24 protein-coding genes and 1 pseudogene are annotated in these 24950 nt (G+C 60.5%); 15 read left to right on the top strand and 10 right to left on the bottom strand.

What is annotated here, in order from left to right; all coding sequences use genetic code 11:
• The first annotated feature begins 10 nt into the window (after window positions 1-10).
• From ACQKP2_RS02725 to ACQKP2_RS02685, 9 genes are all read left to right on the top strand, one after another.
• The gene (locus ACQKP2_RS02725) at window positions 11-976 is read left to right on the top strand and encodes a membrane dipeptidase (RefSeq protein WP_427574168.1); all 966 of its coding nucleotides are present in this window, start codon (window positions 11-13) and stop codon (window positions 974-976) included.
• A 51-nt stretch (window positions 977-1027) separates the two neighbouring features.
• A complete protein-coding gene (locus ACQKP2_RS02720) occupies window positions 1028-2110 on the top strand; it encodes an ABC transporter substrate-binding protein (protein WP_427574167.1) in 1083 nt (360 codons plus the stop codon).
• 74 nt (window positions 2111-2184) lie between these two features.
• Window positions 2185-3093, top strand: coding sequence for an ABC transporter permease (locus tag ACQKP2_RS02715; RefSeq protein ID WP_427574166.1), 909 nt, complete (start codon window positions 2185-2187; stop codon window positions 3091-3093).
• Window positions 3094-3095: 2 nt separating this feature from the next.
• The gene (locus tag ACQKP2_RS02710) at window positions 3096-3896 is read left to right on the top strand and encodes an ABC transporter permease (RefSeq protein ID WP_427574164.1); all 801 of its coding nucleotides are present in this window, start codon (window positions 3096-3098) and stop codon (window positions 3894-3896) included.
• A gap of 20 nt (window positions 3897-3916) precedes the next feature.
• A complete protein-coding gene (locus ACQKP2_RS02705; protein WP_427574162.1) occupies window positions 3917-4978 on the top strand; it encodes an ABC transporter ATP-binding protein in 1062 nt (353 codons plus the stop codon).
• 43 nt (window positions 4979-5021) lie between these two features.
• Window positions 5022-6404 (top strand): aspartate aminotransferase family protein, encoded by a 1383-nt coding sequence (locus tag ACQKP2_RS02700; protein WP_427574161.1) that lies wholly within the window; start codon window positions 5022-5024, stop codon window positions 6402-6404.
• Complete coding sequence (locus ACQKP2_RS02695; RefSeq protein WP_427574160.1) at window positions 6404-7855, top strand: NAD-dependent succinate-semialdehyde dehydrogenase; 1452 nt, start codon at window positions 6404-6406, stop codon at window positions 7853-7855. Before ACQKP2_RS02700 ends, ACQKP2_RS02695 begins: the two co-directional genes overlap by 1 nt.
• A 10-nt stretch (window positions 7856-7865) precedes the next feature.
• Window positions 7866-8246: a RidA family protein gene (locus ACQKP2_RS02690; protein WP_427574158.1), complete on the top strand. Its 381-nt coding sequence runs from the start codon at window positions 7866-7868 to the stop codon at window positions 8244-8246.
• A gap of 182 nt (window positions 8247-8428) precedes the next feature.
• Window positions 8429-9643, top strand: a complete 1215-nt coding sequence (locus ACQKP2_RS02685; protein ID WP_427574156.1) for an OprD family porin — start codon at window positions 8429-8431, stop codon at window positions 9641-9643.
• A gap of 333 nt (window positions 9644-9976) precedes the next feature.
• Here ACQKP2_RS02685 and astA read toward each other — a convergent pair whose 3' ends face one another.
• The 9 genes and pseudogenes from astA to ACQKP2_RS02640 all read right to left on the bottom strand — a co-directional run.
• Window positions 9977-11023, bottom strand: coding sequence for an arginine N-succinyltransferase (gene astA / locus ACQKP2_RS02680; protein ID WP_427574154.1), 1047 nt, complete (start codon window positions 11021-11023; stop codon window positions 9977-9979).
• On the bottom strand, window positions 11020-11958 hold the full coding sequence (gene ctlX, locus ACQKP2_RS02675) for a citrulline utilization hydrolase CtlX (protein ID WP_427574153.1): 939 nt from the start codon (window positions 11956-11958) through the stop codon (window positions 11020-11022). Before ctlX ends, astA begins: the two co-directional genes overlap by 4 nt.
• Window positions 11959-12138: 180 nt before the next feature.
• Window positions 12139-13683 carry a class I SAM-dependent methyltransferase gene (locus ACQKP2_RS02670; RefSeq protein WP_427574151.1) on the bottom strand — a complete coding sequence of 515 codons (1545 nt, stop codon included), beginning with the start codon at window positions 13681-13683 and terminating at the stop codon, window positions 12139-12141.
• A gap of 187 nt (window positions 13684-13870) precedes the next feature.
• Window positions 13871-14350: an Lrp/AsnC family transcriptional regulator gene (locus ACQKP2_RS02665; protein WP_427574149.1), complete on the bottom strand. Its 480-nt coding sequence runs from the start codon at window positions 14348-14350 to the stop codon at window positions 13871-13873.
• A 12-nt stretch (window positions 14351-14362) separates the two neighbouring features.
• Window positions 14363-15124: an ABC transporter ATP-binding protein gene (locus tag ACQKP2_RS02660; RefSeq protein WP_427574147.1), complete on the bottom strand. Its 762-nt coding sequence runs from the start codon at window positions 15122-15124 to the stop codon at window positions 14363-14365.
• A 71-nt stretch (window positions 15125-15195) separates the two neighbouring features.
• Window positions 15196-15906, bottom strand: a complete 711-nt coding sequence (locus tag ACQKP2_RS02655) for an ABC transporter permease (RefSeq protein WP_427574145.1) — start codon at window positions 15904-15906, stop codon at window positions 15196-15198.
• The gene (locus ACQKP2_RS02650) at window positions 15903-16628 is read right to left on the bottom strand and encodes an ABC transporter permease (RefSeq protein WP_427574144.1); all 726 of its coding nucleotides are present in this window, start codon (window positions 16626-16628) and stop codon (window positions 15903-15905) included. The genes ACQKP2_RS02655 and ACQKP2_RS02650 overlap by 4 nt, the downstream gene beginning before the upstream one ends.
• 61 nt (window positions 16629-16689) lie before the next feature.
• Entirely contained in the window at window positions 16690-17469 is a 780-nt protein-coding gene (locus ACQKP2_RS02645; RefSeq protein ID WP_427574142.1) for a transporter substrate-binding domain-containing protein, read from the bottom strand.
• 314 nt (window positions 17470-17783) lie between these two features.
• Window positions 17784-17963: pseudogene (locus ACQKP2_RS02640) on the bottom strand (winged helix-turn-helix transcriptional regulator); the annotation flags it as partial.
• A gap of 146 nt (window positions 17964-18109) precedes the next feature.
• On the opposite strand from ACQKP2_RS02640, the gene ACQKP2_RS02635 reads away from it, so the two are divergent.
• Window positions 18110-18976 carry a patatin-like phospholipase family protein gene (locus ACQKP2_RS02635; RefSeq protein WP_427574141.1) on the top strand — a complete coding sequence of 289 codons (867 nt, stop codon included), beginning with the start codon at window positions 18110-18112 and terminating at the stop codon, window positions 18974-18976.
• Window positions 18977-18985: 9 nt separating this feature from the next.
• Here the strand turns inward: ACQKP2_RS02635 and ACQKP2_RS02630 are convergent, their stop codons facing one another.
• On the bottom strand, window positions 18986-19837 hold the full coding sequence (locus tag ACQKP2_RS02630; RefSeq protein WP_427574140.1) for a helix-turn-helix domain-containing protein: 852 nt from the start codon (window positions 19835-19837) through the stop codon (window positions 18986-18988).
• Window positions 19838-19956: 119 nt separating this feature from the next.
• Between ACQKP2_RS02630 and ACQKP2_RS02625 the strand changes: the two genes are divergently transcribed.
• The 5 genes from ACQKP2_RS02625 (at window position 19957) to ACQKP2_RS02605 (ending at window position 24939) form a co-directional block, all read left to right on the top strand.
• On the top strand, window positions 19957-21345 hold the full coding sequence (locus ACQKP2_RS02625) for an NAD(P)/FAD-dependent oxidoreductase (protein ID WP_427574139.1): 1389 nt from the start codon (window positions 19957-19959) through the stop codon (window positions 21343-21345).
• 12 nt (window positions 21346-21357) lie between these two features.
• Window positions 21358-21720 (top strand): cupin domain-containing protein, encoded by a 363-nt coding sequence (locus ACQKP2_RS02620; RefSeq protein ID WP_427574137.1) that lies wholly within the window; start codon window positions 21358-21360, stop codon window positions 21718-21720.
• A 274-nt stretch (window positions 21721-21994) separates the two neighbouring features.
• On the top strand, window positions 21995-22585 hold the full coding sequence (locus tag ACQKP2_RS02615) for an amino acid synthesis family protein (RefSeq protein WP_427574135.1): 591 nt from the start codon (window positions 21995-21997) through the stop codon (window positions 22583-22585).
• Window positions 22586-22627: 42 nt separating this feature from the next.
• Window positions 22628-23461: an alpha/beta fold hydrolase gene (locus tag ACQKP2_RS02610; protein ID WP_427574134.1), complete on the top strand. Its 834-nt coding sequence runs from the start codon at window positions 22628-22630 to the stop codon at window positions 23459-23461.
• Window positions 23458-24939 carry an aldehyde dehydrogenase gene (locus tag ACQKP2_RS02605; protein WP_427574133.1) on the top strand — a complete coding sequence of 494 codons (1482 nt, stop codon included), beginning with the start codon at window positions 23458-23460 and terminating at the stop codon, window positions 24937-24939. The genes ACQKP2_RS02610 and ACQKP2_RS02605 overlap by 4 nt, the downstream gene beginning before the upstream one ends.
• Window positions 24940-24950: the final 11 nt, after the last annotated feature.

The raw sequence follows: 24950 nt of genomic DNA, 5'->3' as shown, positions 1-24950 counted from the left end.
CGCTACTCCCATGCTTATCGATGCTTTGCAGTGCGGCCATTTTGATCGTCAAGTGTTCGAAGAACTCAAGGCCGGCGGCTACACCTGCGTCACGCCGACCCTGGGTTTCTGGGAAGGGGCCATAGAGTCCCTGGATGCGATCGGTCACTGGCGACACATGGCGCGTGAATGCGCCGATTTGATGCTCATTGCCCGCTGTGCCGAGGATATTCGCGAGGCGCAGCGCAGCGGCCGGATCGCCGTAGTCCTGGGTTACCAGAACAGCAACCTGTTCGACAACCGCATCGCCTTTGTCGAGTTGTTCGCCGATCTGGGCGTGCGTGTGGTGCAACTGACGTACAACAACCAGAACGAACTGGGCAGCAGTTGCTACGAGGAAGTCGACAGCGGCCTGGCGCGCTTCGGTCGCGAAGTAATCCGTGAAATGAACCGTGTCGGCATGGTCGTGGACCTGTCCCACGTGGGTGATCGCACCACGCTTGAGGCCATTGAATGGTCGCAAAAACCGGTCGCCATCACTCACGCCAACGCAGCCAGCGTATTCGCGCACAAGCGCAACAAGAGCGACGACGTCCTGCATGCGTTGCGCGATAACGGCGGCGTGATCGGTTGTGTCGCCTATCGCAACATCACCCCGGAGGCCGCCTGTGCCAGCGTGGATGGCTGGTGTGAAATGGTCGCCCGTACCGTGGATCTGATCGGCATCGACCACGTCGGCATCGGCACCGATTACAGCCACAACATGCAACCCCGTGACTACGACTGGATGCGCAAGGGCCGCTGGACCCGAACCGTTCAGTACGGCGCAGGCTCGGCGGCAAGCCCGGGCCCCGCTCGCAAGCCTGAATGGCTGCTCAAGGCCGGCCAGTTGAACGTGGTCGCCGATGGCTTGCAGCGCGCCGGTTTCAACCCACAAGAGGCCGCGAAGATCCTCGGTGGCAACTGGCTGCGCCTCTACGAGGAAGTCTTCGGCTGACAGAGCCGCTTTTGAATCTGCCACGACGCATCCTAAATAAGGAAGACAACTATGAGTGATCGTGATTCGAGTAAAAGCAAGTTCGAGCTGTCGCGCCGGGGATTCCTCGGAGCAACACTGGCCGGCACCGCACTGGCAACCTTGCCGCCGTTCATTCGTCGCGCCAGCGCCGACGACAACGTCCTGTATGTCAACACCTGGGGCGGCAACTGGGAGAAGGCGGCGAAAGAGTTCCTGTTCGATCCCTTTACCCGTGAGTCGGGTGTCGAGATTCGTACTGTCTCGCCGATTTCCTTTGCCAAGCTGGCGACCCAGACCCGCACCGGTGTCTATGAGTTTGACGTCACCACCCTTGGCCTCGCGGAAATCGCCCGGGCCAACGCCTCCAATCTGATCGAGCCCGCGGCGGGCAACATTGACGAGAGCAAACTGTGGCCTGGCGCAATCTACGCCAATGGTGTGGCCACCCATGCCTTCGCCAACCTGATCGCGTACCACAAAAACAGCTTTCCCAACGGGCATCCGCAAAGCTGGAAAGACTTCTGGGACCTGGACAAGTTTCCCGGCAGCCGCAGCCTGCAGCGCTACCCTGTTCGGGTCCTGGCATTTGCCTTGCTGGCCGACGGCGTACCGCCCGATCAGTTGTTCCCCTACGACCTGGATCGCGCCTTCGCCGCCCTCGACCGCATCAAACCCGCAGTTCGCGTGTGGTGGACCCAAGGCCCGCAATCGCAGCAACTGCTGCGCGATGGTGAAGTAGACATGATCGGCATCTGGAACGACTACGCCATCAACGTGCAACAGTCCTCGAAAGAGCCGGTGGAAGTGATCTGGGATCAGGCACTTATCGACAAGAGCTGCTGGGTCGTCGCCAAGGGTACGCCCCGGGCGCGCAATGCCTGGCGCCTGATCGAGTCGATCGCCAACAACGCCGAAGGCATGGCGCGTTTCTGCGCCGTCGACGCCTCAGGTCCGTTGAACCCGAAAGCCTTCACCTATATCGACGAGAAGACCGCAGCGATTACACCGACCAACCCCCAACACATGGAAAAAGCGGTGGTTCTGGACGGCGTCAAGCTGTTGCCACAACTCGACGAAATAGCAACACGCTTCGATCGCTGGATCAGCAGTTGAAGTGAACGACCTGGATGTCGCGTTCCGGTCCTGCCTGGGCGCGACATCACCCATTTGCTGTACGGGGTATCGAAATGAACGAAGCACCGAGCTTGCGCCGAGACGCAAATCTCGAAAAAAACGCGGCGCAAAGTGACGAACAGCCGGGCACTCTGCTCAGAGCGCTGATCAAGAGTCCCTTGCCGCTCTATCTGCCGGCCGCACTGTTTCTCATCCTGTTTTTCATCGTGCCGTTGGGCTATGTCCTGGTGATGAGCGTAACCGAGCCCAAGCCCGGGCTTGGCAACTTCAGCTATTTGCTGAGCTCCGGGCACTTCTTCGCGGTGTTACTGGAGACCTTCAAGACCGCCACGATCGTGACTGTCTGCAGCCTGCTGCTCGGCTATCCGCTGGCGTATATCGCAGCAAGTCCGGCGCGACGCCTGGGTGGCCTGCTGCTGGCGATCATCGCCTTGAGTTTCTGGACCAGTTTTCTGGTACGTACCTACGCCTGGATGGTGATTTTCGGCCGCCAGGGACCGCTCACCCATCTACTGGAAAGCCTTGGCTGGGTGCCGTCACCGAAAATGCTGTTCACCTCGTTCAGCGCCACGGTGGCGATGACCCACGCCATGGTGCCGTTCATGGTGATGGCGATGTATGCGGTGATGAAGCGCATCGATTCACGTTATGTACGGGCCGCGCAGAGCCTGGGCGCGCATCCACTGCGCGCATTCGCCACGGTGTACCTGCCGCTGAGCCTGCCCGGTGTGGTCAATGGCTGCACTCTGGTGTTCATCACCTGCCTGGGTTTCTACGTGATGCCGGTACTGCTGGGCAGCCCCAACCAGCAAATGATTTCCGGGGTGATCGGCGACCAGATCGAACAGGTCCTGGACTTCGGCGCGGCCTCGGCCATGTCGGTCATTTTGCTGGTGATTACCGTCGCCCTGTTCTGGCTCTATCACCGTTTCATCGGCCTGGATCGTCTCTGGAGAAAATGAGCATGAGAAGTCTGAAGCTGCTCGCCTTCCTGATTGCAGTGTTTATCGCCGTCCCCTTGTTCATCGTGGTGCCGATGTCGTTCAGCGCCAATGCTTCGCTGCAATTCCCGCCCAGTGCATATTGGCTGGGGAACTACCAGCACTTTTTCACTGACGTCAACTGGATGCAGCCGTTGTTCAACAGTCTGTTCATCGGTGCCGCCACGACCGTGCTGACATTGATGCTGGCTATTCCCGCGTCCTTCGCGCTGGTTCGTCACTACTTTGTCGGGCGTACGGCGCTGAATCTGTTGCTGATGCTGCCGATGATCGTTCCGCAAATCGTCATGGCTCTGGGTTACTACATGTACTTCGGTACGCTGGGCCTGACCCAGAGCTACACCGGCATCATCATTGCCCACACCTGCCTGGGCATCCCCGTGGCAACTCTGATCATCACCGCGGCACTCAAGAGCTTCGACACCAACCTTGAGCGCGCGGCCTCGAGCCTCGGTGCACCGGTGATGACCACGTTCTGGCTGGTGACCTTTCCGGTGTTGCGCCCCGCCGTACTGGTTGCCGCGCTGTTCTCCTTCATCCAGTCGTTCGACGAGACGGTGATCGCCGTCTTCATTTCCGGTCGCGACACCGCGACCTTGCCACGACAGATGTTCAACAGCTTCCGCATGGAGGCCGATCCGGTGATCTCGGCGGCGTCCTCCTTCCTGTTCATCATGGTACTGGCCTGCATGCTCGTGCCGCTGGCCGCCCGCCTGACCCGGCGCGCCACCCGCGGCAGCGTCCCCGCCCAGACTGCCTACTGACCGCTTACGGAGTTTTCATCATGCCCGCCCGCTCACTAACGCTGCATAACGTCGTCAAGCAATACGACAACCTGCAACCGGCCGTCGACAACGTCTCGCTGCAGATCGAACCTGGTGAATTCGTGTCCTTCCTCGGCCCTTCTGGTTCGGGGAAAACCACTACCCTGATGATGATCGCCGGCTTCCAGCAACCCACCAGCGGTGACATCCGCATTGGCGGCCGGGCCATCGATCAAGTCCCGCCTCACGCCCGCAATATTGGCGTGGTGTTTCAGAACTACGCACTGTTTCCCCACATGAGCGTGGCCGATAACGTCGGTTTCCCGCTGCGCATGCGTGGTGTGGCCAAGGCTGAAAAAAACCGCATGATCGGTGCCGCCCTGGAAATGGTCGGCCTGGGTCACCTGGCCGGACGCAAACCGGCCGAACTGTCCGGTGGTCAGCAACAACGGGTGGCGCTGGCCCGCGCGCTGGTGTTCGAGCCGGACCTGATTCTGCTCGACGAACCCCTCGGCGCGCTGGACAAGAACATGCGCGAGCACATGCAGATGGAGCTCAAGCGTATCCACAAGGAACTGGGTGTGACCATGATCTACGTCACCCACGACCAGACCGAAGCCATGACCATGTCCGACCGTATTGCGGTCTTCAACCATGGACGGATCGAACAGATTGCCGCGCCTCAAGACATGTACCTGCGCCCGGCCACGCGGTTCGTCGCCTCGTTTGTTGGTGACAACAACCTCCTGCCGGCCACCTGCGTGGGCCGCGGGCAGTACCGCGTGGACGGCATCGGCAACTTGCAGGCAGACGACCTGACCCTGCCTGCCGGCACCAGCGTCGACTTGCTGCTGCGCCCGGAAATGATTCGCGTGGCCGAGCAGGGCCAGAGCAACGCCCTGCTTCAAGTCGAGGCCGCTGTGAACTATGGCGACAGCGTCCTGGCCATCGGCAAGCTCGGCAAATCCACTATCAGGGTGCGTATCCCCGGACCTCAGGCTCGTGGTCTGCAAACGGGCCAGCAGTTGCCGCTGCACTGGCAAGCCAATGACATCCACGTGATCCCTGCGCTGCACGCGTAACGATTCTCGACGGCCGCGCCGTCCACCCGGAATGGAGAAGACCATGAGCATCACCGATCTGCAGCAACGCGATATCGACAGCCTGCTGCACCCTTACACCAACCATCACGCTCATCAGACCCTGGGCCCACACGTGATCACTGGCGGTGAAGGCATCTACGTCACCGATGATCAGGGCAATCGCTACATCGAAGGCCTGGCCGGGCTGTTCTGTGCGTCCCTGGGGTTCAGTGAGCCGCGCCTGGCCCAGGCAGCCTTCGAACAGATGCAACGCATGCCGTTCTATCATTCGTTCGCGCACAAATCGACGCAGCCGAGCATCGAACTGGCCGAGCGCCTGCTGGCCATGGCGCCGGTGCCAATGGCCAAGGCGTTTTTCGCCAACTCGGGATCGGAAGCCAACGACACGGCGATCAAACTGGTGTGGTACTACCACAATGCGATCGGCCAGCCGCAAAAGAAGAAGATCATCGCCCGCCAGCGCGGTTATCACGGTGTGACCGTGGCGTCGGCCAGCCTCACGGGGCTGCCGAACAACCACCGCGATTTCGACCTGCCCATTGCCAACATCCTGCACACCGATTGCCCGCACTATTACCGCAACGGACTGCCGGGCGAGAGCGAGTCGGCGTTTGTCGAGCGTTGCGTCGGTAATCTGGAAGCGATGATCCTGCGCGAAGGCCCGGAAACCATCGCGGCGTTCTTCGCCGAACCGGTCATGGTTTCCGGGGGGGTGATCCTGCCGCCGGAAGGCTATTTCGCCAAGGTCCAGGCGCTGCTGCGCAAGTACGACATCCTGTTTGTGGTAGACGAAGTCATCTGCGGTTTTGCCCGCACCGGTAACATGTTCGGCTCGCAAACCTACGACCTCAAGCCGGACATGATCAGCCTGGCCAAGCAACTGTCGGCCGCCTACATGCCGATCTCTGCCTTGCTGATCAACGAGAAGATCGACCGTGTGCTCCAGGCACAAAGCGAGAAGATCGGCAGCTTTTCCCACGGTTTCACCTATGGCGGACATCCGGTGGCGGCTGCGGTCGCTTTGGAAGCACAGAAGATCTATCAGGAGCGCGACATCCTGGGCCACGTGCAGCGAGTCGCACCGCGCTTCCAGGCAGGCATACGCCGGCTTGGGGAACATCCATTGATTGGCGAAGCCCGTGGCGTGGGACTGGTGGGCGGCCTGGAATTCGTGCGTAACAAGGACACCCGCGAGACCTTCGCCTTCGAACAGTCGGCCGCTGCCTATGCCGGCCGCCGGGCACAGGTCCATGGCGTCATCACCCGAGGCCTGGGCGATACCTTGAGTCTATGCCCGGCGCTGATCATTGAAGAACATGAAATCGACGACCTGATCGAGCGAATCGAACGCGCTCTGGACGATACCCTGGTCTGGGCTCGCGACCATGGTTTGGTGGACGCCTGATGAACACTCAAGCCTATACGTCGCTGGCGTTGTTCATCGATGGCCAATGGTTGAGCGAGCAACGCAAGACCGAGTCGGTGGTGGACCCGGCATTCGGCACCGAGCTTGGCCAGTTGCCCCATGCCACCGACCAGGATCTGGAAAACGCACTGTCGAGTGCCGAGCGCGCCTTCAAGCACTGGCGCAACAGTTCACCAATACTGCGTTCGGAGATCCTGCGTCGGTTCGCCACGCTGATCCGCGAACAGGCCCCGCGCATTGCCCTCGACCTCTCCCGAGATCAGGGCAAACCACTGGCCGAAGCCTTCGGCGAAGTGCGCTTTGCCGCCGAGCACGCCGAATGGCACGCTGAGGAATGTCGGCGACTGTATGGCCGGATCATTCCTGCCCGTGATATCCGGGTGCGCCAGAGCGTGATGCTTGAACCGGTGGGTGTCTGCGCTGCGTTCACGCCGTGGAACTTTCCCTTCAGCCAGGCCTTGCGCAAGGTGTGTGCGGCATTGGGTGCGGGCTGCACCATCATCCTCAAAGGGCCAGAGGACACGCCTTCGGCAGTCATGGCCATCGGACGCTTGTTACAGGAGGCAGGCCTGCCGGACGGTTGCCTGAACCTTGTGTGGGGCAACCCGGCGTACATCTCCAAAACACTGATCAGCGATCCAAGGGTCAGCAAGGTGTCGTTTACCGGTTCGGTGCCCGTGGGCAAGCAGATCGCCGCCCTCGCCGGTTCACACATGAAGCGCTGCACCATGGAGCTGGGCGGACATGCTCCGGTACTGGTGTTCGCCGATGCGGATATCGAGGCTGCCGCCGATGCGCTCGCCGCCAACAAGCTGCGTAACGCTGGGCAGGTCTGTGTCTCGCCAAGCCGCTTTTATGTAGAGCGTGCTGCCCAAGAGCGCTTCCTCGAGCGCTTTGTCGCCAAAGTCGCCCAGGCTCGAGTCGGCCATGGCCTGCAGGAGAATGTCGATATGGGTCCGCTCTGCCACGCGCGGCGCGTGCAGGCAATGGAGGCGCTGGTGGCGGACGCGCGCAGCCTTGGCGCACAGATCGCCTGTGGTGGGGAGCGGATTGGCGATGCGGGCAATTTTTTTGCCCCCACCGTGATCCACGACGCCCCACAACAGATTCGCCTGCTGCACGAAGAGCCTTTCGGGCCGCTGGCGGTGGTCGTGCCGTTCGACGATTTCAGCCAGGCCATCGAAATGGCCAACGCCCTGCCCTATGGCCTGGCGTCCTACGTGTTCACCGCTTCTTCGGCCCGTGCCCAACATGCCTCCCAAGCGTTGGCAGCAGGAATGGTCAGCATCAACCATTTCGGTCTAGCGCTACCGGAAACACCGTTCGGTGGCATCAAGGACAGCGGTTATGGCAGCGAAGGTGGTAGCGAGACCTTCGCCGGTTACTTGAACACCAAGTTCGTCACTCATTTCGAAAATCCACCCCATTAAGGATCGCTCCATGCTTGAAGTCATCGACACCGGTATTGTTCGCTCCAAGGCTCCGCTCAACGGCACCGTACGTGCGGGGCATCTGGTGTATTCGGCACATATTTCCAAGAATCCGCACACCGGAGCTATCGTCGACGGCGATATCGAACAACAGACCCGCCAGGCCTTGAACAATCTGCGTCAGGCCATGGAGGCAGCCGGTGGTAGCCTGGCCAACGTCGCTCACATGCAGATCTTTCTCACCGAGCGCAGCGATTCACCAGGCATGAACAAGGTTTACGCCGAGTTCTTCAGCGAACCCTACCCTTGCCGGGCCACAGTGGTGGTCAAGGAACTACTGTCCCCTGGCGTGCGTATCGAACTGGTTGCCCAGGCCGCTTTCCCTGGCTGATCAAGCCTCCCGAAAAATCTGAACGTCCCACTCGGCCCGCTGCCCCCGCAGCGGCCGTCGAGCGGGTTCGTTCGCCCGAAAAGTGACCGCCGACATCCGTCGGAGCTGATTTTTAGCGCCCACAACAAAAACAGCCGCGGCCAGTGCCAAGGCAACACAGCTGAAATTCAAGGAGCTGCAATATGCGCATCACGACCCGCTTGCTCATGACCGCCTTCGGCCTGAGCAGTGTCGATATCACCTACGCCACCGAAGAGGAAAAAGGCTTCATTCAGGGCAGCCACGCCGATCTGCTGGCCCGCACCCTGTACTTCAATCAGGACTACCACAACCCGGCGGCACCCAAGAGCTACACCGAAGACACCAGCCAAGGTTTCACATTCAAGTACCGCTCGGGTTTCACCGAAGGACCGATTGGTGTCGGTCTCGACACCTATGGATTGCTGGGCGTCAAACTGGACAGCGGTAGTGGCCGCGACCAATGGCCGACGATTCCCGCAGATGCGCAAAGCATTTCCGAGTCAGGCGCAGCCATCAAGCTGCGCTCCGGTCAAACCACGCTCAAATACGGTGATCAGTTCGTTTCCCTGCCGGTACTCGCCACGATGATGGGACGCCTGCTTCCGGAAACCACCCAGGGCACGCTGATCCACAGCGAAGACATTCCGGGGCTGAGTCTGGATGCCGGCCGCTTTACCGCCATGGGCTCACAGTTCACTGCGCGTCACGATGGAAGGGGTCTGACCCGAGCCAACATCGTCGGGGCTCGATACCGCTTCAACGACAGCATCAACACCGGCCTGTACTACTCCAACGTGGCGGACAATTTCGAGAAGCGCTACGTCGATCTTTCCTGGGCAGCGCCAGTGGGTGCGTCGGATACCTTGAAGACGGCCTTCAACTTGTACCGCACCAAAGGGCTGGGCGCAGAACTTAGCGGTCATGTCGACAACACCATTTGGAGCCTTTCCAGCGCCTGGAAGCACGACGGACACACCTTCACAGCAGCCTTCCAGAAGAGCAGCGGCGAAACAGGGTATGTCTATGGCGTGGACGGCGGCAGCGCGGTCTGGCTGGCCAACTCAGTGCAGTATTCGGATTTCATGGAAAAGGACGAGACCTCATGGCAAGCCCGCTACGACTATGATTTCGCAGCGCTGGGCATTCCCGGTCTGAATGCCATGGTGCTGTATGTGCGCGGTCAGCATATCGACAACGGCACAGTCGAAGATGGCAAGGAATGGGAACGCAATATCAGCCTTCGATATGTGGTGCAGTCCGGTACCGCGAAGGATCTAGGGTTCCAACTGCGTCACGCCTCCCACCGATCGAGCGCACTGGGCAATAGCCTGGACGAAATGCGCTTGATTATCGACTACCCGATCAGCCTGTTTTAACGAGCAGAGCCACGCTGCAATCTCAGTCGTTTTGTCACTCAGGACGATAGTACTGGGTAGTCATGGCGAATGACGTAACAGTTGATTCATAACGCAGCAGATAGCGGCTACGCAGGACGTGTTTTGGTCGATGGACGTCATCATCACAGGCGGCCATCGATCCAAAGTTGCAGGTCAACTCCGGCAGAAATCGGTCAGAAGCGGCCGTCGGATGTCTACAAACCAGGGGCGATTCAATGATGACCGCGATGACCTGGTGACTCTGCCCCGGCGCGGCCCCGGGCTCGAGATCTACCTAGGGCTTGCGCAGACGGCCCTGGCCCGCCTGGGACGCTACGCGGCCGACGAAATCGCCCTGTCCGGCCCGCCTGATACCGCCAGACTCACCGCCCTGACCAAATCCCCTTCCCTCAACCCCAACGTCTGGGCGGTGTCAGCCTCGACAATCAGCGTATCGTCTGCCACCCGTGCCGCTGCCGCCGTGATCCGGCACTCGGCGAACTGGCAGTTATGGATCAGGTAGGTCGCCGCCTGTTCGCCCGGGGTGCCAATACTCAATGGCAGTACCTGGCTGTCACGGACTGCGCGGATGTCCCCGGTGGCGCATTCGATCAACGGGCCACCGTCAAAGATGTCGATGTAGTCCCGATGTTCGAACCCTTCGGCCTTGAGCATGCCCAGTGCCGGTTCGGTGTTGGGGTGAACGCGGCCGATGACATTGCGCGCTGCCTCTGGCAGCAGACAGGTGGGCAACGGAAATTTGGGCATCAACTCTGCGATGAACGTCTTGTTGCCCAACCCTGTCAGGTAATCGGCGTCGGCGAAGTCCATTTTGAAGAAGTGTCGCCCCAAGCCTTCCCAGAACGGTGACACGCCCTCCTCGTCCGAGTAGCCGCGCATTTCGGCAATGACCTTTTCACCGAAGTGTTGACGAAACTCCGCCAGGAACAGAAACCGCGCCTTTGACAATAAGCGCCCATTCAAACCGCAGCGATGATCGGCGTGCAGGAACAGTGAACAGAGCTCCGAATGCCCGGTCATGTCATTGCCCAGGAACAAGGTCGGTAACTGCTGGTTGATCCCGAGGTTCTTCGACGCCGCGACAAACAGGCCCAACCGGTAGTTGTACCAGGGCTCACGCAAGCCTACGGCGCCGGCCAGGGCGCAAATGCCCACCACTTCGCGGCGTTCACTCTCCAGTACAAACAGGTAGTCCGCGTCGGCGCGCTCGGCCTCGCCGGCAAACGTCTTCGCCGCCCATTCCAGCCTTTGGCGCAGCCGTGAAGCGTCGGCGGGCAACGTCGTCAAACCGGCACCGGCGCTATGGGCCAAGGCCAGCAATGCCGGCAAATCCTCCGCTGTTGCAGGACGAACGATCATCGCGCTTGCTCCTGTGCGGCCTGTTGCCTGGGCAAAAAGACCTCCGCCAACATGCAGCGCGCACTGCCACCGCCGATGCGCTCGATCGTATCGATGTTCACCGGCAGCGGTGTGACGTGGGTTTCGATCAGGCGACGCTGGCCGGCGTCCAGCGATTGCCAGGCCGTGCGTGACATCACCAGCAAGGGTTCGCCTGCGGCGTTGTGGACTTCCAGCATGTTGCCGGCAAAGGATTCCAGTTGCGCCCAGTCCAGGTCGATCACGCGCTTTGCACTGGCTTCGAGCCGCGAGCGCAGTACCAGGCGTTCATCCGGATCGGTGACAGACGCCAGGCAAACCGGCGCCAGGCGAGTGCCGACACTCATCATCACGTTGGTGTGATAAATCGGCACGCCCTGACGGTCCACCGCGTTGAAAGCGCACAGCTCATAGCCCAGATGGCCGACCAACCGATCCAGTGCCTGCGCATGAGTGCGCGTGGAATAACCGGCGTAGCAAATACGTTGTTCCCGGTCCAGCACCATGCTGCCGGTGCCCTCCAGAAAAACCTCCTGCTGTTCAAGATCGGAGAGGTCCAGCAGTTGCTCGACCCGATACTGGTCCCGTAGCCAGTCGAGAACGCCCTTGTCCCGCTCAAGGCGCCTGTTGTGGCCTTGCATCGGGTACAGCACCAGCGTGCCGTCCGGGTGGCTGCTCCACCAGTTGTTGGGAAAGATCGAATCCGGTGTATGCGGCGCTTCGCGATCATTGTGCACCAGCACCTCGACGCCATGCCGGCGCAGCGCAGCGACATAACCGTCGAACTCCGCAAGCGCCTTGAGTTGCACATCTTCAGCGGCGGCTGCCGGACGCTGGAAACGGTTGTTCGCCGCAGTGTCCTGGTTGAAGGAGAAACGTGTCGGGCGAATCATCAAAACAGTATTGGTGGTTTGCATGAGGACAGATTCAATGAGGTTCGAGAGAGGCTCATTGTCTGTTCCAAGGCCCGGAAAACCCGGTTGATAAAGGGCGTGGAGGTGACTGAAACGGCTGAAATCGGTGGGCCCTGCAGCCGATCTCCAACCCAGGGGACAGACTGCTTGACTGTCCCCTGGGCTTACATCACATCTCCCCGGTCAAACGATGCCCAACGCCTTGAGGATCACCAGCGACGTCTCTGCAAACGCTTGAGCCTGTTCAGTCAGCTCAGCGATATTTTCTTCGGCCGTGGTCAACGGTGCATTGTCCTTGACGAGGACTTCGCCTTGTTCGCTGAGGATGGCCCACACCAGTTGTGCCCATTGAGCCGGATGTTTGTTGCCTTGCTTGATCGATATCAGGAACAGCTGCTGGAAGCGGCTGACCGGCACACCGCCGCCCGTGACCGGGCTGGCCAGGACCTGGATCTTGTTGCTCAGCAGCGAGCGTTTGCACAGCTGCAGGTTGAGCGTGCTGCAGCGCTGCTGTACCCGCTGCTCGGCCGCTTCGCTTTGACACGGCGCCACGGCCCCCATTCCTACCAGTACAGTGATGGCCTGAACCAGATCGTCATAAAGCATCGAGGGCACGGCCCCTGATATCTGGCGCAAGGTTTTCGGTGCATAGGCGTTGGCCGCCAGCGCGTCGAGTACAGGACCATAGACCTCTGCCTGCAGCGTCGCTTCGCCCGCAGGCCCGCTGATGGTGTCCGACACGCTCTCGGCGACCTGCAGCAGGACAAAACGTGTGTTGAACATCGCCTGGCGCTGTTCAGCGGCGGACAGTCGATTGGCGCCCCGCACGTACAGGTCGCGACGGAAATGCTGATTGACGAAGTAATCACGCGCCTGCTCGCGCACGATCGGGTGCTCGATGCCTTCCAGAAAGTCCATGCCCTGCGCGTTCAAGTTGAGCGGATCCACTGAATCCAGCGGCACAGCTGTCGTGGCGTAGTCGAGTTTGGCCGGGGCCAGCGCATCGACCACGTCGGTGAAGTACATGCAGTTCCAGTCGCGGTTGAAGTACTCATGGGCGACGTACTGGCGATTCTGCGCCTTGATGCTCTGCAGCTTGGCGTCAAGGTTCGGGGCCGTGCCGGCGTAGTTCGGATTGGCCGCAAGCAGTGCTTCGGAGAATTGCAGCGCTGCGTCTATGCGCTGGTCCGGACGTACCGCGGTGTGGTTGGCGAACCGGTCGTGCAGGCTGAACAGATGACGCAATGGCGCCGAAGGCGACCATCCGGGGAAGCAGTTGTAGCTGATGTACAGCAGACCACCCGGCTTGAGGTGACGGCGGGCGAATTCGACGATCAGTTTCTGGTTGTCGCGGCTGACCCAGGTCCAGATGCCATGCAGGCTGATGCTGTCAAATTGTGGCAAGTCATCGCGCGCCAGCAGTTGCTCGAAGCTGTCGTCATACAGCTTTGCATCACTGTTCCAGGCTGTCGCCAGTGCATTGGCATGGGCTGCCTGGCCCGGGTGGAAGTCGGTCCCCACATAGGATCCCGGATTGGCTGCGGCATGGATATTGATCGAGACGCCCTGGCCAAAACCCAATTCGCAGTGATGGCCGTCGGCCGACTCAAGGCTGGTAAAACCGCGCAACAACAAGCAAAAGCGCTGGAAGACTGGATTGATTTCCCGGCTATAGCTGTAGGTGTAGCCCTCGTCCGTAAAATACCCTTCGTTCCAGGAATCGCTCATGCTCGTGCCCCTATTATTTCGAGAGTGAAAATTCGCTCTTATAAGGGGTAGCCGTTGCGTACGACAAGCAGAAAAACGCGAGTGAATCGCTGAAGGCTCAAAAGCGGGAGGTCAGCGCCTGTGGCCTGCCCTGCATCGTGCACATAAGCCATCATTGCGGGCCGGTCACAGGCGGTGATCCGTTGCTCTATCCCATCATGGTCTTGACCATCGCCAGCTCCGGATGGCTCACCAATTTGTCAATGTGCAAGTCCGGATCATCGAACCATACCTCGGACAACACCCGATAATGCTCCATGTCCCGGCAACGCATGCGCAGGCTGTAATCGAAGGCACCGCTGATCAGGCGACACTCCAATACATGAGGACACTCACGGACCTTGGCTTCGAAGGCTTTTTGCGCCGCCCGGCCACTCTGGTTCGACAGCGCCACCAGCACCAGCAGCGACAAGCCCGGCGCCAGTTTTTTCTCATCGAGAATCGCGCCATACCCGCGAATGACGCCGAGCTGTTCGAGCTTGCGTACCCTTTCCAGGCACGGCCTGGGGGTCAGGTGCACACGCTCGGAGAGCTTTTGATAGGTGATGCGCCCTTCATGGCGCAGCACGTCAATGATTGCCTGATCGATACGGTCAAGTACGATCGACAGATCGCGGATATCGGCCATGTACGCCTTACCTCACTTCAAACGACCCGATAGAAATTGCTGCAAACGTTCGCTGTTTGGCTGGTCGAGAATCGTAGCATCACCCTGCTCCTCGACCCGCCCCTGATGCAAGAACAACACCTGGCTTGAAACCTGCCGGGCAAAGCCCATTTCGTGGGTCACCATCAGCATGGTCCGGCCCTCTTCGGCCAGCGCCTGAATGACCTTCAATACCTCACCCACCAGTTCCGGATCGAGCGCCGAGGTCGGCTCGTCGAACAACAGGATCTCCGGTTCGACCGCCAGGGCACGGGCAATTGCCACCCGCTGCTGCTGGCCGCCGGAGAGAAACGCCGGGTATTGATCGGCCACCCGCTGCGGCAACCCGACCTTGTCCAGATAAGCTCGCGCGCTGTCTTCGGCGGCCTTGCGACTCATGCCGAGAACCCGACACGGCGCCAGCACGATGTTCTCCAGTACGGTCAGGTGGCTCCAGAGATTGAAATGCTGAAAGACCATCGCCAACCGGGTACGCAGACGCTGCAACTGCCTGGGGTCAGCCACGCGCATGCCACCCGCGCCCTGCCGGGTCAGCACCCGTTCACCGTCCAGTGCGATGGCCCCTTCGTCCGCCCGCTCCAGAAAGTTGATACAACGCAACATGGTGCTTTTACCCGAGCCGCTGGCGCCGATCATGCTCACCACGTCCCCCGCCCGCGCGTTCAACGAGACGCCCTTGAGCACTTCGTTGTCACCAAAACGTTTATACAGATTTTCAACCGTGAGTTTGTACATGCATGCACTCCTGGAGCGGCGCACTGAACGACGCCGCTCTGGATGGAAAATGGGCAATGGAAAGTGGAACTTCAGTGCGCAGGCCCAAGGAAATTCAGCCAGCGTTTCTCCGCCAGACGGAACGCTGCAACCAACCCGAACGACAGCATCAGGTACAACAGACCGGCAATACCGAACGCCTGGAAGGTCATGAAAGTCGCCGCATTGGCATCCCGTGCGATTTTGAGGATGTCCGGAATGGTCGCGGTGAACGCCACCGACGTCGCGTGCAACATCAGGATGACTTCGTTGCTGTAATACGGCAGAGCGCGACGCAACGCCGAAGGCAAAATCAGTTGCAGATACAGGCGCCAACCACTCAGGCCATAGGCATGGGCGGCTTCGATTTCACCATAGGGAATGCTGCGAATCGCCCCGGCGAAAATTTCCACGGTGTAGGCGCAGGTATTGAGCGTGAAAGCCAGCAGGGTGCAGTTCATCGCGTCACGGAAGAAGGCTTCCAGCAACGGCTGCGAACGCACCGCCGCCATACCGTAAATGCCGCTGTAGCAAATCAACAGTTGGATATACAGCGGTGTGCCACGAAACACGTAGGTGAACAACTGCACCGGCCAACGCAGCACGCGCCAGCGCGAAACCCGCAGGATCGCCAGCGGCAGCGACAGGACAAAGCCCATCGCGATACTCGCCACCAGCAGCCACAGGGTCATGGCCAGCCCGGTAAGGGTCTCGCCATCGCTGTAGAGGAAGGGTTTCCAGTATTCGGCTATCAACTCGATCATCGCGCCATCCCCCGCACACCCTGGTTGTAGCGCCGCTCCAGCACTCGCAATACGGCGTTCGAAGCACTGGTGATCAGCAGATACAGCGCCGCCGCCAGCAACAGGAAGTCGAGCATGTTGAAGGTGCTCTTGCCGGCCTCCTGCGCCACTTTGACCAGGTCCGACAGACCGATGATCGACACCAGCGCCGTGGCCTTGAGCAACACCAGCCAGTTGTTGCCCAGGCTCGGCAAGGCGAAACGCATCATTTGCGGGAACACCACGAAGCGAAAGCGCTGCCAGCGATTCAGACCAAAGCAGGCGGCGGCTTCCTGTTGCCCATGGGGGACGCTCAGAATCGCCCCACGAAACGTCTCGGTGAAGTACGCGCCGTAAATGAAGCCGAGGGTGACGATACCGGCCGCGAACGGATCGATTTCCATATAGGGCCAGCCCATGACCTCGGTCAGGCTGCTCAACCAGCCTTGCAGGCTGTAGAAAATCAACAGCATCAGCACAAGGTCCGGCACGCCACGGATCAATGTGGTGTAAAAGGTGGCCGGCAGGTTGAGCAGCTTCAATGGCGACAGTTTTGCCGCGGCACCAAGCAGCCCCAGCGCCATGCTCACCAGCAGCGCCAGCGCCGACAGTTTGAGGGTGACCCAGGTGCCATGCAGCAACAACGGGCCATAGCCTTGCAGGGCCGAAAGATCGCCCCCGATCAGATTCAGGAAGGAATTCACGCCAGTCACCTGTCTTGAAGCGCCCCGGCCGCTGCGAAACAGCGGCCGTCAGGCGCGGGGATCAGTTGTTATAAAGGTCGAGATCGCCGAAATGCTTTTGCTGGATCTGCGCGTAGATACCCTTTTCGTGCAGGGCCTTGATGGCGGCATTGAGCATGCCTTTGAGTTCGTCGTTGTCCTTGCGCACACCGATAGCGATTTCCGACGGCACCAGCGGGTCGCTGATGCCTTCGCTGTTCTGGAAGGCAGCACCTTGCGGCGTTGCCAGGAAGCTCATTTGCGCTTGCAGCTTGTCCTGGATCGAGGCGTCCAGCCGCCCATAAACCAGGTCGGCGTACACCTGGTCCTGGTTCTGATAGGCCCGCAGTTTCACCCCGCCCGGTGCCAGTTTGGCCTTGGCGTAGGTTTCCTGAATCGTGCCCTGCATGTAACCGATGGTTTTACCGCGTAGCGACTCGGCGGTGGGCAAGAGCCCCGAGTCCTTGCGAGTGACAATGGCGGTCGGGCCGGCATACAGGCGATCGGTGAAATCGATCTGTTTTTTGCGCGTGTCCGTGACGGTCATCGACGATTCGATGGCGTCGAACTTGCCGGCCTTGAGCCCCGGAATCAACCCGTCGAAGTCATTGCTGACCCAGACGCAGGTCACTTTCAACTCGGCGCAGATTGCGTTGCCCAGGTCCACGCCAAACCCTTGCACGCCCCCGTCGGCGGTGGTCGATTCAAAGGGCGGATAGCTGGGGTTGACGCCAAAACGCAGTTCTTTCCACTCCTTGGCGCTGGCGCCGGTGGCGCAGCACAGCAAGGCGAGTGCCGGTAAGGTCAGCCATTTGATGTTCATCTTCTTGAGTCCCGGAATATTTGGATTTATCGCGGTCTGGCGCCAGGGCCGGACCACTCTTTTTGACAGGGGCAGAGAATCGATGCGGTCTTGGCCGCAGCCGTGTTTGTTGTTGTTTTCGACTGAAATGGAGCCAGTCGTCGGGCAATGCAGTCCATCTCACGCGATAGCACGGAGCGCTTGAAACGGACCGCCAGAATGCCAATGACCGGGATGGCGTTGGTGTCGAAACCTCACGCACAAACAGCGCGTTCGTGCTGAAGGGAGAGCCTTCACAGCCGATTATGTCGTCGGCCGTCGTAGCAAGGGGCGACTCACGGCTCGCCTGCAACCAGCCTGACTCTGTGGCAGTCGGAAGGACCGAGTTTCTGGCCACTCGAGGAACGAACCTCAATCGGCATCAGAGGCTGGCCGGACTCGTTGTCCAGCAATATCGAGCGCGTCTCTTGCTGGCTGAACAGGAAACGCTCGCCCCATTGCCGCATGCTGACCACAGCAACTGTAGAGCGCAGTGCTCAAGCGTTCTGCTCGATATCCGATGTGAAGTAACGGCATGGACTGCAGCAACGCCTGGGATACCTCTGTTTCATATGCCGTCAACTACACTGACTCGACGCACTGCTGCCCAGAGGCTTCAAGCATGGCAACCAAAAATGCGATCGTGTTTGCTGGCGGTGGTAGCCTGGGGGCCGTCCAGGTGGGCATGTTGCGAGCCCTGGTCGAGGCCGATGTCCGATTCGACCTGGTGGTGGGTGCTTCAGTGGGTGCCATCAACGGTGCCTACTTTGCCGCAAGACCCGATGCCGCCGGTGTCGAGGCGCTCGCCGGTTTCTGGCGCGGCCTGCGTAAAACGGACATCTTTCCCCTGTCCTGGCTCGATACCTGTAGAGGACTGATCAAACGGCGCGGGTTTCTGCTGCAACCGGCGGCCTTGAAGCGACTGCTTGACCAGGCTTTACCGATCCACCGCATCGAGGATGCGAAACTCCCTCTGTACATCGTCACCACCGACCTGCTCAGCGGTGCCGAGACGGTACTGTCCAGTGGCGAACTGGAACAGGCGCTACTGGCCAGCGCTGCCATACCGCTGGTGTTTCCCAGTGTACAAATCGCCGATCAGTTTCTGATTGATGGCGGCGTGGCCAGCAATACGCCTATTTCAAGTGCCGTAGCCCTGGGCGCCACCAACGTCGTGGTGGTCCCCACCGGCATGAGTTGCGCCCTGACCCAACCACCCCGAGGCCTGGTGGCCCTGGCCCTGCACACCGTCAACCTGATGAGCATGCGCCAACTGGTGAGCGACATCGAACACTTCCGCACCCTCACCAGCCTGCACATCGTTCCGCCTTTATGCCCCGTGGATGTTTCGGTGTTCAACTTTGCCCAGACCGAGTCCCTGTTGCAGCGCGCTTATGAGCAGACGCTGCGGTGGCTGGATCGTGGCGGACTCGAGCGCACCAAGGTGCCGGGCGCCTTGACGCTCCACAACCATGCGCATGAGCATTGAGCTTGGAGCTTAGGCATTAGAGCTTTGAGTGTGGGATGTACGTTCCAGATAGGCTTTTGGCGAAAGCCCGGTCTCTTCGCGGAAACAACGATAGAAGGTCGACAACGAGCGAAACCCTGCCGCGCGGGCCAGCTCGTCGATGCGGGTCGTGGTCACGACGTTCTCCAGTTGCCCCAGCAAATGACGCAAGCGCATCTGATTGATGTGCTGGTAGAAACTGCAGCCCATTACCTGGTTGAGGAAGAAAGAGATCTGATTGCGTGTATAGCCAGTGGCCGCCGCCACCTGCGCCATGTCCAGATCCGGATTCAGGTAGGGCTGCTGATCCTGGAAATACTGCAACAGATCGCTGGCCAGCAAGCTTAGCTGGCGCGCGGATAAACCGAGGCGGCTGGAGGCGACTCGCGAGGACGGCGTCGACGCGATGGTGGGTTGCTGCCCCACCAGCGTCGAGTGTTCGTTGACTCGCACCACCTTCCCCGCATGAACGGTCAAGGCCTCGCATGCCTGGAACGACACCAGCCCCTGGGTGCCGCGCAACGTCACCTGGTACTGCAGGAAAGCGGTGTCACCGTCAACGCGCAAGCGGTCGACATAGTGCTGCGTTTCATCGCCTGCCGCCGGCATGCTGGACAACAGGTAGTCACGCAGCTCATGGGGAGCAATTCGGCGCCCCTGAAAAAAATCGTTGTACTCGACCTGCGGGTCGAGCAGCGTCAGCAACGTATCAATATCGCGTCGGCGCCAGGCCTGGTGGTAACGCAGGATCAGCGCATGGGTTTGCGCGCTGGCCGGATCCTGCCGAAAGGTCTCGGTGCCCAGGGAAACACGTTTGTCCTGACTCTCTTCACGCTTATCCATTGTCCCGCCATCACTTTGATTTTTACGCGCGTGCCCGCAGGCAACCGTCGAGCATTTCCGGGGGCGCTGTAGCGGGTAACCTGCTGCCATCATCGTCCGACGCATCGCCGGAGTCCCTTATGCAGTTACACGCTTCGCTGGTTAACGCCCACCCGAAACCTTACTGGATCGACAGCGTTTCACAATCCCCACCTCGCCCATCTGTGAGCGGCAACCCGCACTTCGACCTGACCGTGGTCGGCGGTGGCTTCACGGGCCTCTGGACAGCCCTGTTGGCTCGCCAGCGCTGGCCATCGCGAAGCATCGCCTTGCTCGAAGCCCGACGTTGCGGCGGCGAAGCCAGCGGACGCAATGGCGGGTTCTGCGCGCCAAGCATCTCCCATGGTGTCTCCAATGCGTTGAAGCGATGGCCGACGGAGGCCGAACGCTTGATCCGCCTGGGCCGGCAAAATCTCGACGAGTTGGCCAACGATCTTCAGCGCCTGGGCATGCAGGTCGAGTTTGAACGCGAAGGCAAACTGAACCTGGCCAGCCAACCGTGGCAGATCGAAGGCTTGCGCTCGATGCAGCGCAACTACGCCCGCTTCGGTATTGAATGCGAATGGCTTGAGGGCAATGCGCTGAATCAGCGCCTCGACTCCCCCGTCTACTCCGCGGGCCTGTTCGAAACGAACTACGCCCTGCTCAACCCGGCCAAAATGGCCGCGGAACTTCGCCGCGTTTGCCTTGAGCAAGGGGTTCAGATATTCGAGCAAAGCCCTGTGCTGGAGTTGCGCGCGGAAAGGGACAGCCTGCTGATTCGCACACCGGACGCTGACGTGCGCACAGGCCAGGTTGCGCTGGCCACCAACATTGCACCGCCATTGTTGGGACACCTGGCCTCCAGTGTGATTCCGGTCTACGACTACACGCTGGTCAGCGAACCGTTGAGCCAGGCACAGTTGCAAGCGATCGGCTGGACCGGTCGCCATGGCATTGCCGATGCCGGCAATCAATTCCACTACCTGCGCAAGACCGCCGACAACCGGATTCTCTGGGGCGGCTACGATGCCATTTACCACTTTGGCAGTCGTCGCGATGAAGCACTGACGCAACGCCCCGAGAGCTTCAATCGGCTGGCCGAACAGTTCCGCGAAGCCTTCCCGCCCCTGCGCGATGTCTCCTTCAGTCATATCTGGGGCGGCATCATCGACACCTCGGCGCGCACCACGCTGTTCACCGGCTGCGAACACCAGGGCCGCGTTGCCTATGCCATGGGTTTTACCGGCCAGGGTGTATCGGCAAGCCGCTTCGCCGCACAGAACATGCTCGATTTGCTGGCCGGTGAACGCACCGAAAGAACCGAGCTGATGATGACCCGCAAAGCCCCCTTTCGATTTCCGCCGGAGCCCCTGCGCTATGTCGGCGTAAAGCTGGCACAGCACGCATTGGCGCGGGAGGACCGCAATGGCCACCGCAACCTGCTGCTCAAATCCTTCGATGCCTTGGGCATCGGTTTCGACTCTTGATCGGAGAACATCATGACAACCGCCCTGCCCAAACACGTCATCGACTTCAAGAACCCGACACTTGACCCACTGGAGCGCGAGATCAACGACCCGGTAGTGGTCGATGCGCCTTACCTCAGTTCAACCTGGAAACATTTCACCGCACCGGAAAAAAAAGCATACGCCGGCATCTGGGAGGCAGGCCCTCATCTGGAGCGTTGCCAATGTGATTTCGATGAGCTCTGCCACATTCTTGAGGGCACCGTCAGGCTGACAGATGCCGAAGGTCAAAGCCGCACATTCGGCCCCGGTGATTCCTTTGTCGTAGCGGCGGGATTCCAGGGAACCTGGGAGAACCTGACAGCGGTTCGAAAGGTGTTTTTCATCCTGGGCTGAATCCCTTTGTCGAATCACCGCACCGAAAAATGCCGCCTGTCGTGAGATGAGCGGCTTTTTTTTGCCCTGAACAAGACCTTCCAGCCTCAACCCGGCGCCTGAGCGCGCAGCCGTACGCCCATACGGTTGTGCGGCTTTTCCCAATCCGGATACGCCGCAATCCCTCCATTTTGTCGCCTTGCGACCAGAAACTCCTTTCTGGCTCTTGCGCATCCTATATTATGGTATACCATCATACGCACAGACACCTTTCCACCCTGAAACGGAGCAGTCCATGAGTTTCGAAATCCGCAAGATCGTCAGCTATGTCGAAGAAACCCTTATCGAAGGCGGCAAAGCCACCGACAAGCCCGTAACCATGGTCGGCCTGGCTGTCGTGATGAAAAACCCCTGGGTGGGCAACGGCTTCGTCGAAGACCTGAAACCGCAGATCCGCGCCAACTGCTCCGACCTCGGTGCACTGATGGTTGAACGCCTGGTGGGCCTGATCGGCGGCGCCGAAAAAATCGAAGCTTATGGCAAGGCCGCCGTGGTCGGTGCCGATGGCGAAGTCGAACACGCTTCCGCCGTCATCCATACCCTGCGCTTCGGCAACCACTACCGCGAAGCGGTCAAGGCCAAGAGCTACCTGAGCTTCACCAACAAGCGCGGCGGCCCGGGCACCTCGATCCAGATTCCGATGATGCACAAGGACGACGAAGGTCTGCGTTCGCACTACATCACCCTGGAAATGAAGATCGAAGACGCGCCACGTGCCGACGAAATCGTCGTCGTCCTGGGTTGCGCCGATGGCGGCCGTGTGCACCCGCGCATCGGCAACCGTTACATCGATCTGGAAGAACTGGCGGCCGAAAAAGCCCAGTAACCGATCGGTCACTACAACAAAAAAGGTATGCAGGAGCGCTCCATGATTCGGCTCACCGCTGAACAAACCCCGGCTGGAACCAGTTACCTGGCGACCGGCCAAGGCCAGCCCGTGGTCTTGATCCACGGCGTGGGCCTGAACAAAGAAATGTGGGGCGGTCAGATCGTTGGCCTGGCCACGAAGTACCGCGTCATCGCCTACGACATGCTCGGTCATGGCGCCAGCCCGCGTCCGGAAAACGGCACGCAGCTGCTCGGGTATGCCGATCAGCTACTGGAGCTGCTCGATCACCTGCAATTGCCCAAGGCAGCGGTGATCGGCTTTTCCATGGGCGGACTGGTGGCGCGGGCCTTTGCCCTGCACTACCCGCAACGCCTGCAAAGCCTGGTGGTGCTCAACAGCGTCTTCAACCGCACCGCCGAACAGCGTGCCGGCGTGATCGCGCGCACCAGCCAGGCCGCCGAACACGGGCCGGACGCCAACGCCGAAGCGGCGCTGTCACGCTGGTTCAGCCGCGAGTACCAGGCGGCCAACCCGGCGCAGATCGCTGCAATTCGCCAGACATTGGCAGGCAATGACCCCCAGGGTTACCTGACCACTTATGAACTGTTCGCCACCCAGGACATGTACCGCGCCGACGACCTGGGCACCATCCAGGTACCGACGCTGATCGCCACCGGAGAGCTGGACCCCGGATCGACCCCGGACATGGCCGAGCAATTGGCCGGGCGCATTGCCGGTGCGAAGGTTGCCGTACTCGCCGAGCAGCGGCATATGATGCCCGTAGAATCGCCGCGCCTGGTCAACCAGCTGTTGCTGGAGTTTCTCGACGCCGCACACACCCGACAAAACCATATAAAGGGGATCGTTGCATGACACTCGCACGCTTCCAGATGTGCATCGGCGGTGAATGGGTCGATGCCCTGTCCGGCAAGACCTTCCAAAGCCTGAACCCGGCCCTGGCCGAACCTTGGGCTGAACTGCCCGATGCCGATGAAGCCGACGTCGAACGCGCCGTGCAGGCCGCGCAAACCGCTTTCGACAGCCTGGCCTGGCGTGGCCTGACCGCCACCGCTCGTGGCAAGTTGCTGCGACGCCTGGGCGACTTGATTGCAGAAAACAAGGAACAACTGGCACAGCTGGAAAGCCGTGACAACGGCAAGCTGATTCGCGAGACCCGTGGCCAGGTCGGCTATCTGCCGGAGTTCTTCCACTACACCGCAGGCCTTGCCGACAAACTCGAAGGCGGCACCCTGCCGCTGGACAAGCCGGACCTGTTTGCCTACACCGTGCACGAAGCCATGGGCGTGGTCGCCGCGATCATTCCCTGGAACAGTCCGCTGTACCTGACCGCGATCAAACTGGCGCCGGCCCTGGCGGCGGGCAACACTATCGTGATCAAGCCTTCCGAACACGCCTCGGCGACCATCCTGGAACTGGCTCGCCTGGCGCATCAGGCCGGTTTTCCACCGGGTGTGGTCAACGTCGTCACTGGCTACGGCCCCAGCACCGGCGCGGCCCTGACCCGCCATCCGCTGGTGCGCAAGATTGCCTTCACCGGTGGTGCAGCCACCGCGCGTCACGTGGTGCGCAGCAGTGCCGAGAACTTCGCCAAGCTGTCGCTGGAACTGGGCGGCAAATCGCCGAACATCATTTTCGCCGACGCCGACCTCGACAGCGCGATCAACGGCGCCATCGCCGGGATCTATGCCGCCTCGGGGCAAAGCTGCGTGTCCGGCTCGCGCCTGCTGGTTCAGGACGAGATCTACGACGAGTTCGTCGCTCGCCTGGTGGAACGCGCCCAGCGCATCCGCATCGGCAACCCGCAGGAAGACAGCAGTGAAATGGGCCCGATGGCCACCGCACAACAACTGGCTGTAGTCGAAGGACTGGTCGCCGACGCCATCGCCGAAGGTGCGCGCCTGCGCACCGGCGGCAAGCGCCCGGCTGGCGTGGGAGATGGCTGGTTCTACGAGCCGACCCTGTTCGAGTGCGACCGCAACTCGATGAAAATCATGCAGGAAGAAGTGTTTGGCCCGGTGGCCTCGGTCATCCGTTTCAAGGACGAGGCCGAAGCGCTGGCCATCGCCAACGACTCTCAGTTCGGCCTCGCCGCCGGCATCTGGACCCGCGACCTGGGCCGCGCCCATCGCCTGGCCCGGGACGTGCGCTCGGGGATCATCTGGGTCAACACCTACCGTGCCGTTTCGGCCATGGCACCGATCGGCGGTTTCAAGAACAGTGGCTACGGACGCGAAAGCGGCATCGATTCGGTGCTGGCCTACACCGAGCTGAAAACGGTGTGGATCAACCTTTCCCAGGCACCCATGCCTGATCCGTTCGTGATGCGCTAGGAGTCCAGCAA

Source organism: Pseudomonas sp. NPDC089569 (assembly GCF_050280625.1).
Classification (GTDB): Bacteria; Pseudomonadota; Gammaproteobacteria; order Pseudomonadales; family Pseudomonadaceae; genus Aquipseudomonas.
The sequence above is the reverse complement of the archived record's forward strand: the minus strand, read 5'-3'. Positions and strand labels throughout refer to the sequence as shown.

Coding starts and splice junctions, on each gene's coding strand:
- ACQKP2_RS02695 (WP_427574160.1), top strand. CDS start 6,404: ATGAACACTCAAGCCTATACGTCGCTGGCGTTGTTCATCGATGGCCAA.
- ACQKP2_RS02720 (WP_427574167.1), top strand. CDS start 1,028: ATGAGTGATCGTGATTCGAGTAAAAGCAAGTTCGAGCTGTCGCGCCGG.
- ACQKP2_RS02665 (WP_427574149.1), bottom strand. CDS start 14,350: ATGGCCGATATCCGCGATCTGTCGATCGTACTTGACCGTATCGATCAG.
- ACQKP2_RS02700 (WP_427574161.1), top strand. CDS start 5,022: ATGAGCATCACCGATCTGCAGCAACGCGATATCGACAGCCTGCTGCAC.
- ACQKP2_RS02660 (WP_427574147.1), bottom strand. CDS start 15,124: ATGTACAAACTCACGGTTGAAAATCTGTATAAACGTTTTGGTGACAAC.
- ACQKP2_RS02645 (WP_427574142.1), bottom strand. CDS start 17,469: ATGAACATCAAATGGCTGACCTTACCGGCACTCGCCTTGCTGTGCTGC.
- ACQKP2_RS02715 (WP_427574166.1), top strand. CDS start 2,185: ATGAACGAAGCACCGAGCTTGCGCCGAGACGCAAATCTCGAAAAAAAC.
- ACQKP2_RS02690 (WP_427574158.1), top strand. CDS start 7,866: ATGCTTGAAGTCATCGACACCGGTATTGTTCGCTCCAAGGCTCCGCTC.
- astA (WP_427574154.1), bottom strand. CDS start 11,023: ATGATCGTTCGTCCTGCAACAGCGGAGGATTTGCCGGCATTGCTGGCC.
- ACQKP2_RS02685 (WP_427574156.1), top strand. CDS start 8,429: ATGCGCATCACGACCCGCTTGCTCATGACCGCCTTCGGCCTGAGCAGT.
- ACQKP2_RS02710 (WP_427574164.1), top strand. CDS start 3,096: ATGAGAAGTCTGAAGCTGCTCGCCTTCCTGATTGCAGTGTTTATCGCC.
- ctlX (WP_427574153.1), bottom strand. CDS start 11,958: ATGCAAACCACCAATACTGTTTTGATGATTCGCCCGACACGTTTCTCC.
- ACQKP2_RS02655 (WP_427574145.1), bottom strand. CDS start 15,906: ATGATCGAGTTGATAGCCGAATACTGGAAACCCTTCCTCTACAGCGAT.
- ACQKP2_RS02635 (WP_427574141.1), top strand. CDS start 18,110: ATGGCAACCAAAAATGCGATCGTGTTTGCTGGCGGTGGTAGCCTGGGG.
- ACQKP2_RS02670 (WP_427574151.1), bottom strand. CDS start 13,683: ATGAGCGATTCCTGGAACGAAGGGTATTTTACGGACGAGGGCTACACC.
- ACQKP2_RS02605 (WP_427574133.1), top strand. CDS start 23,458: ATGACACTCGCACGCTTCCAGATGTGCATCGGCGGTGAATGGGTCGAT.
- ACQKP2_RS02705 (WP_427574162.1), top strand. CDS start 3,917: ATGCCCGCCCGCTCACTAACGCTGCATAACGTCGTCAAGCAATACGAC.
- ACQKP2_RS02620 (WP_427574137.1), top strand. CDS start 21,358: ATGACAACCGCCCTGCCCAAACACGTCATCGACTTCAAGAACCCGACA.
- ACQKP2_RS02625 (WP_427574139.1), top strand. CDS start 19,957: ATGCAGTTACACGCTTCGCTGGTTAACGCCCACCCGAAACCTTACTGG.
- ACQKP2_RS02610 (WP_427574134.1), top strand. CDS start 22,628: ATGATTCGGCTCACCGCTGAACAAACCCCGGCTGGAACCAGTTACCTG.
- ACQKP2_RS02630 (WP_427574140.1), bottom strand. CDS start 19,837: ATGGATAAGCGTGAAGAGAGTCAGGACAAACGTGTTTCCCTGGGCACC.
- ACQKP2_RS02725 (WP_427574168.1), top strand. CDS start 11: ATGCTTATCGATGCTTTGCAGTGCGGCCATTTTGATCGTCAAGTGTTC.
- ACQKP2_RS02615 (WP_427574135.1), top strand. CDS start 21,995: ATGAGTTTCGAAATCCGCAAGATCGTCAGCTATGTCGAAGAAACCCTT.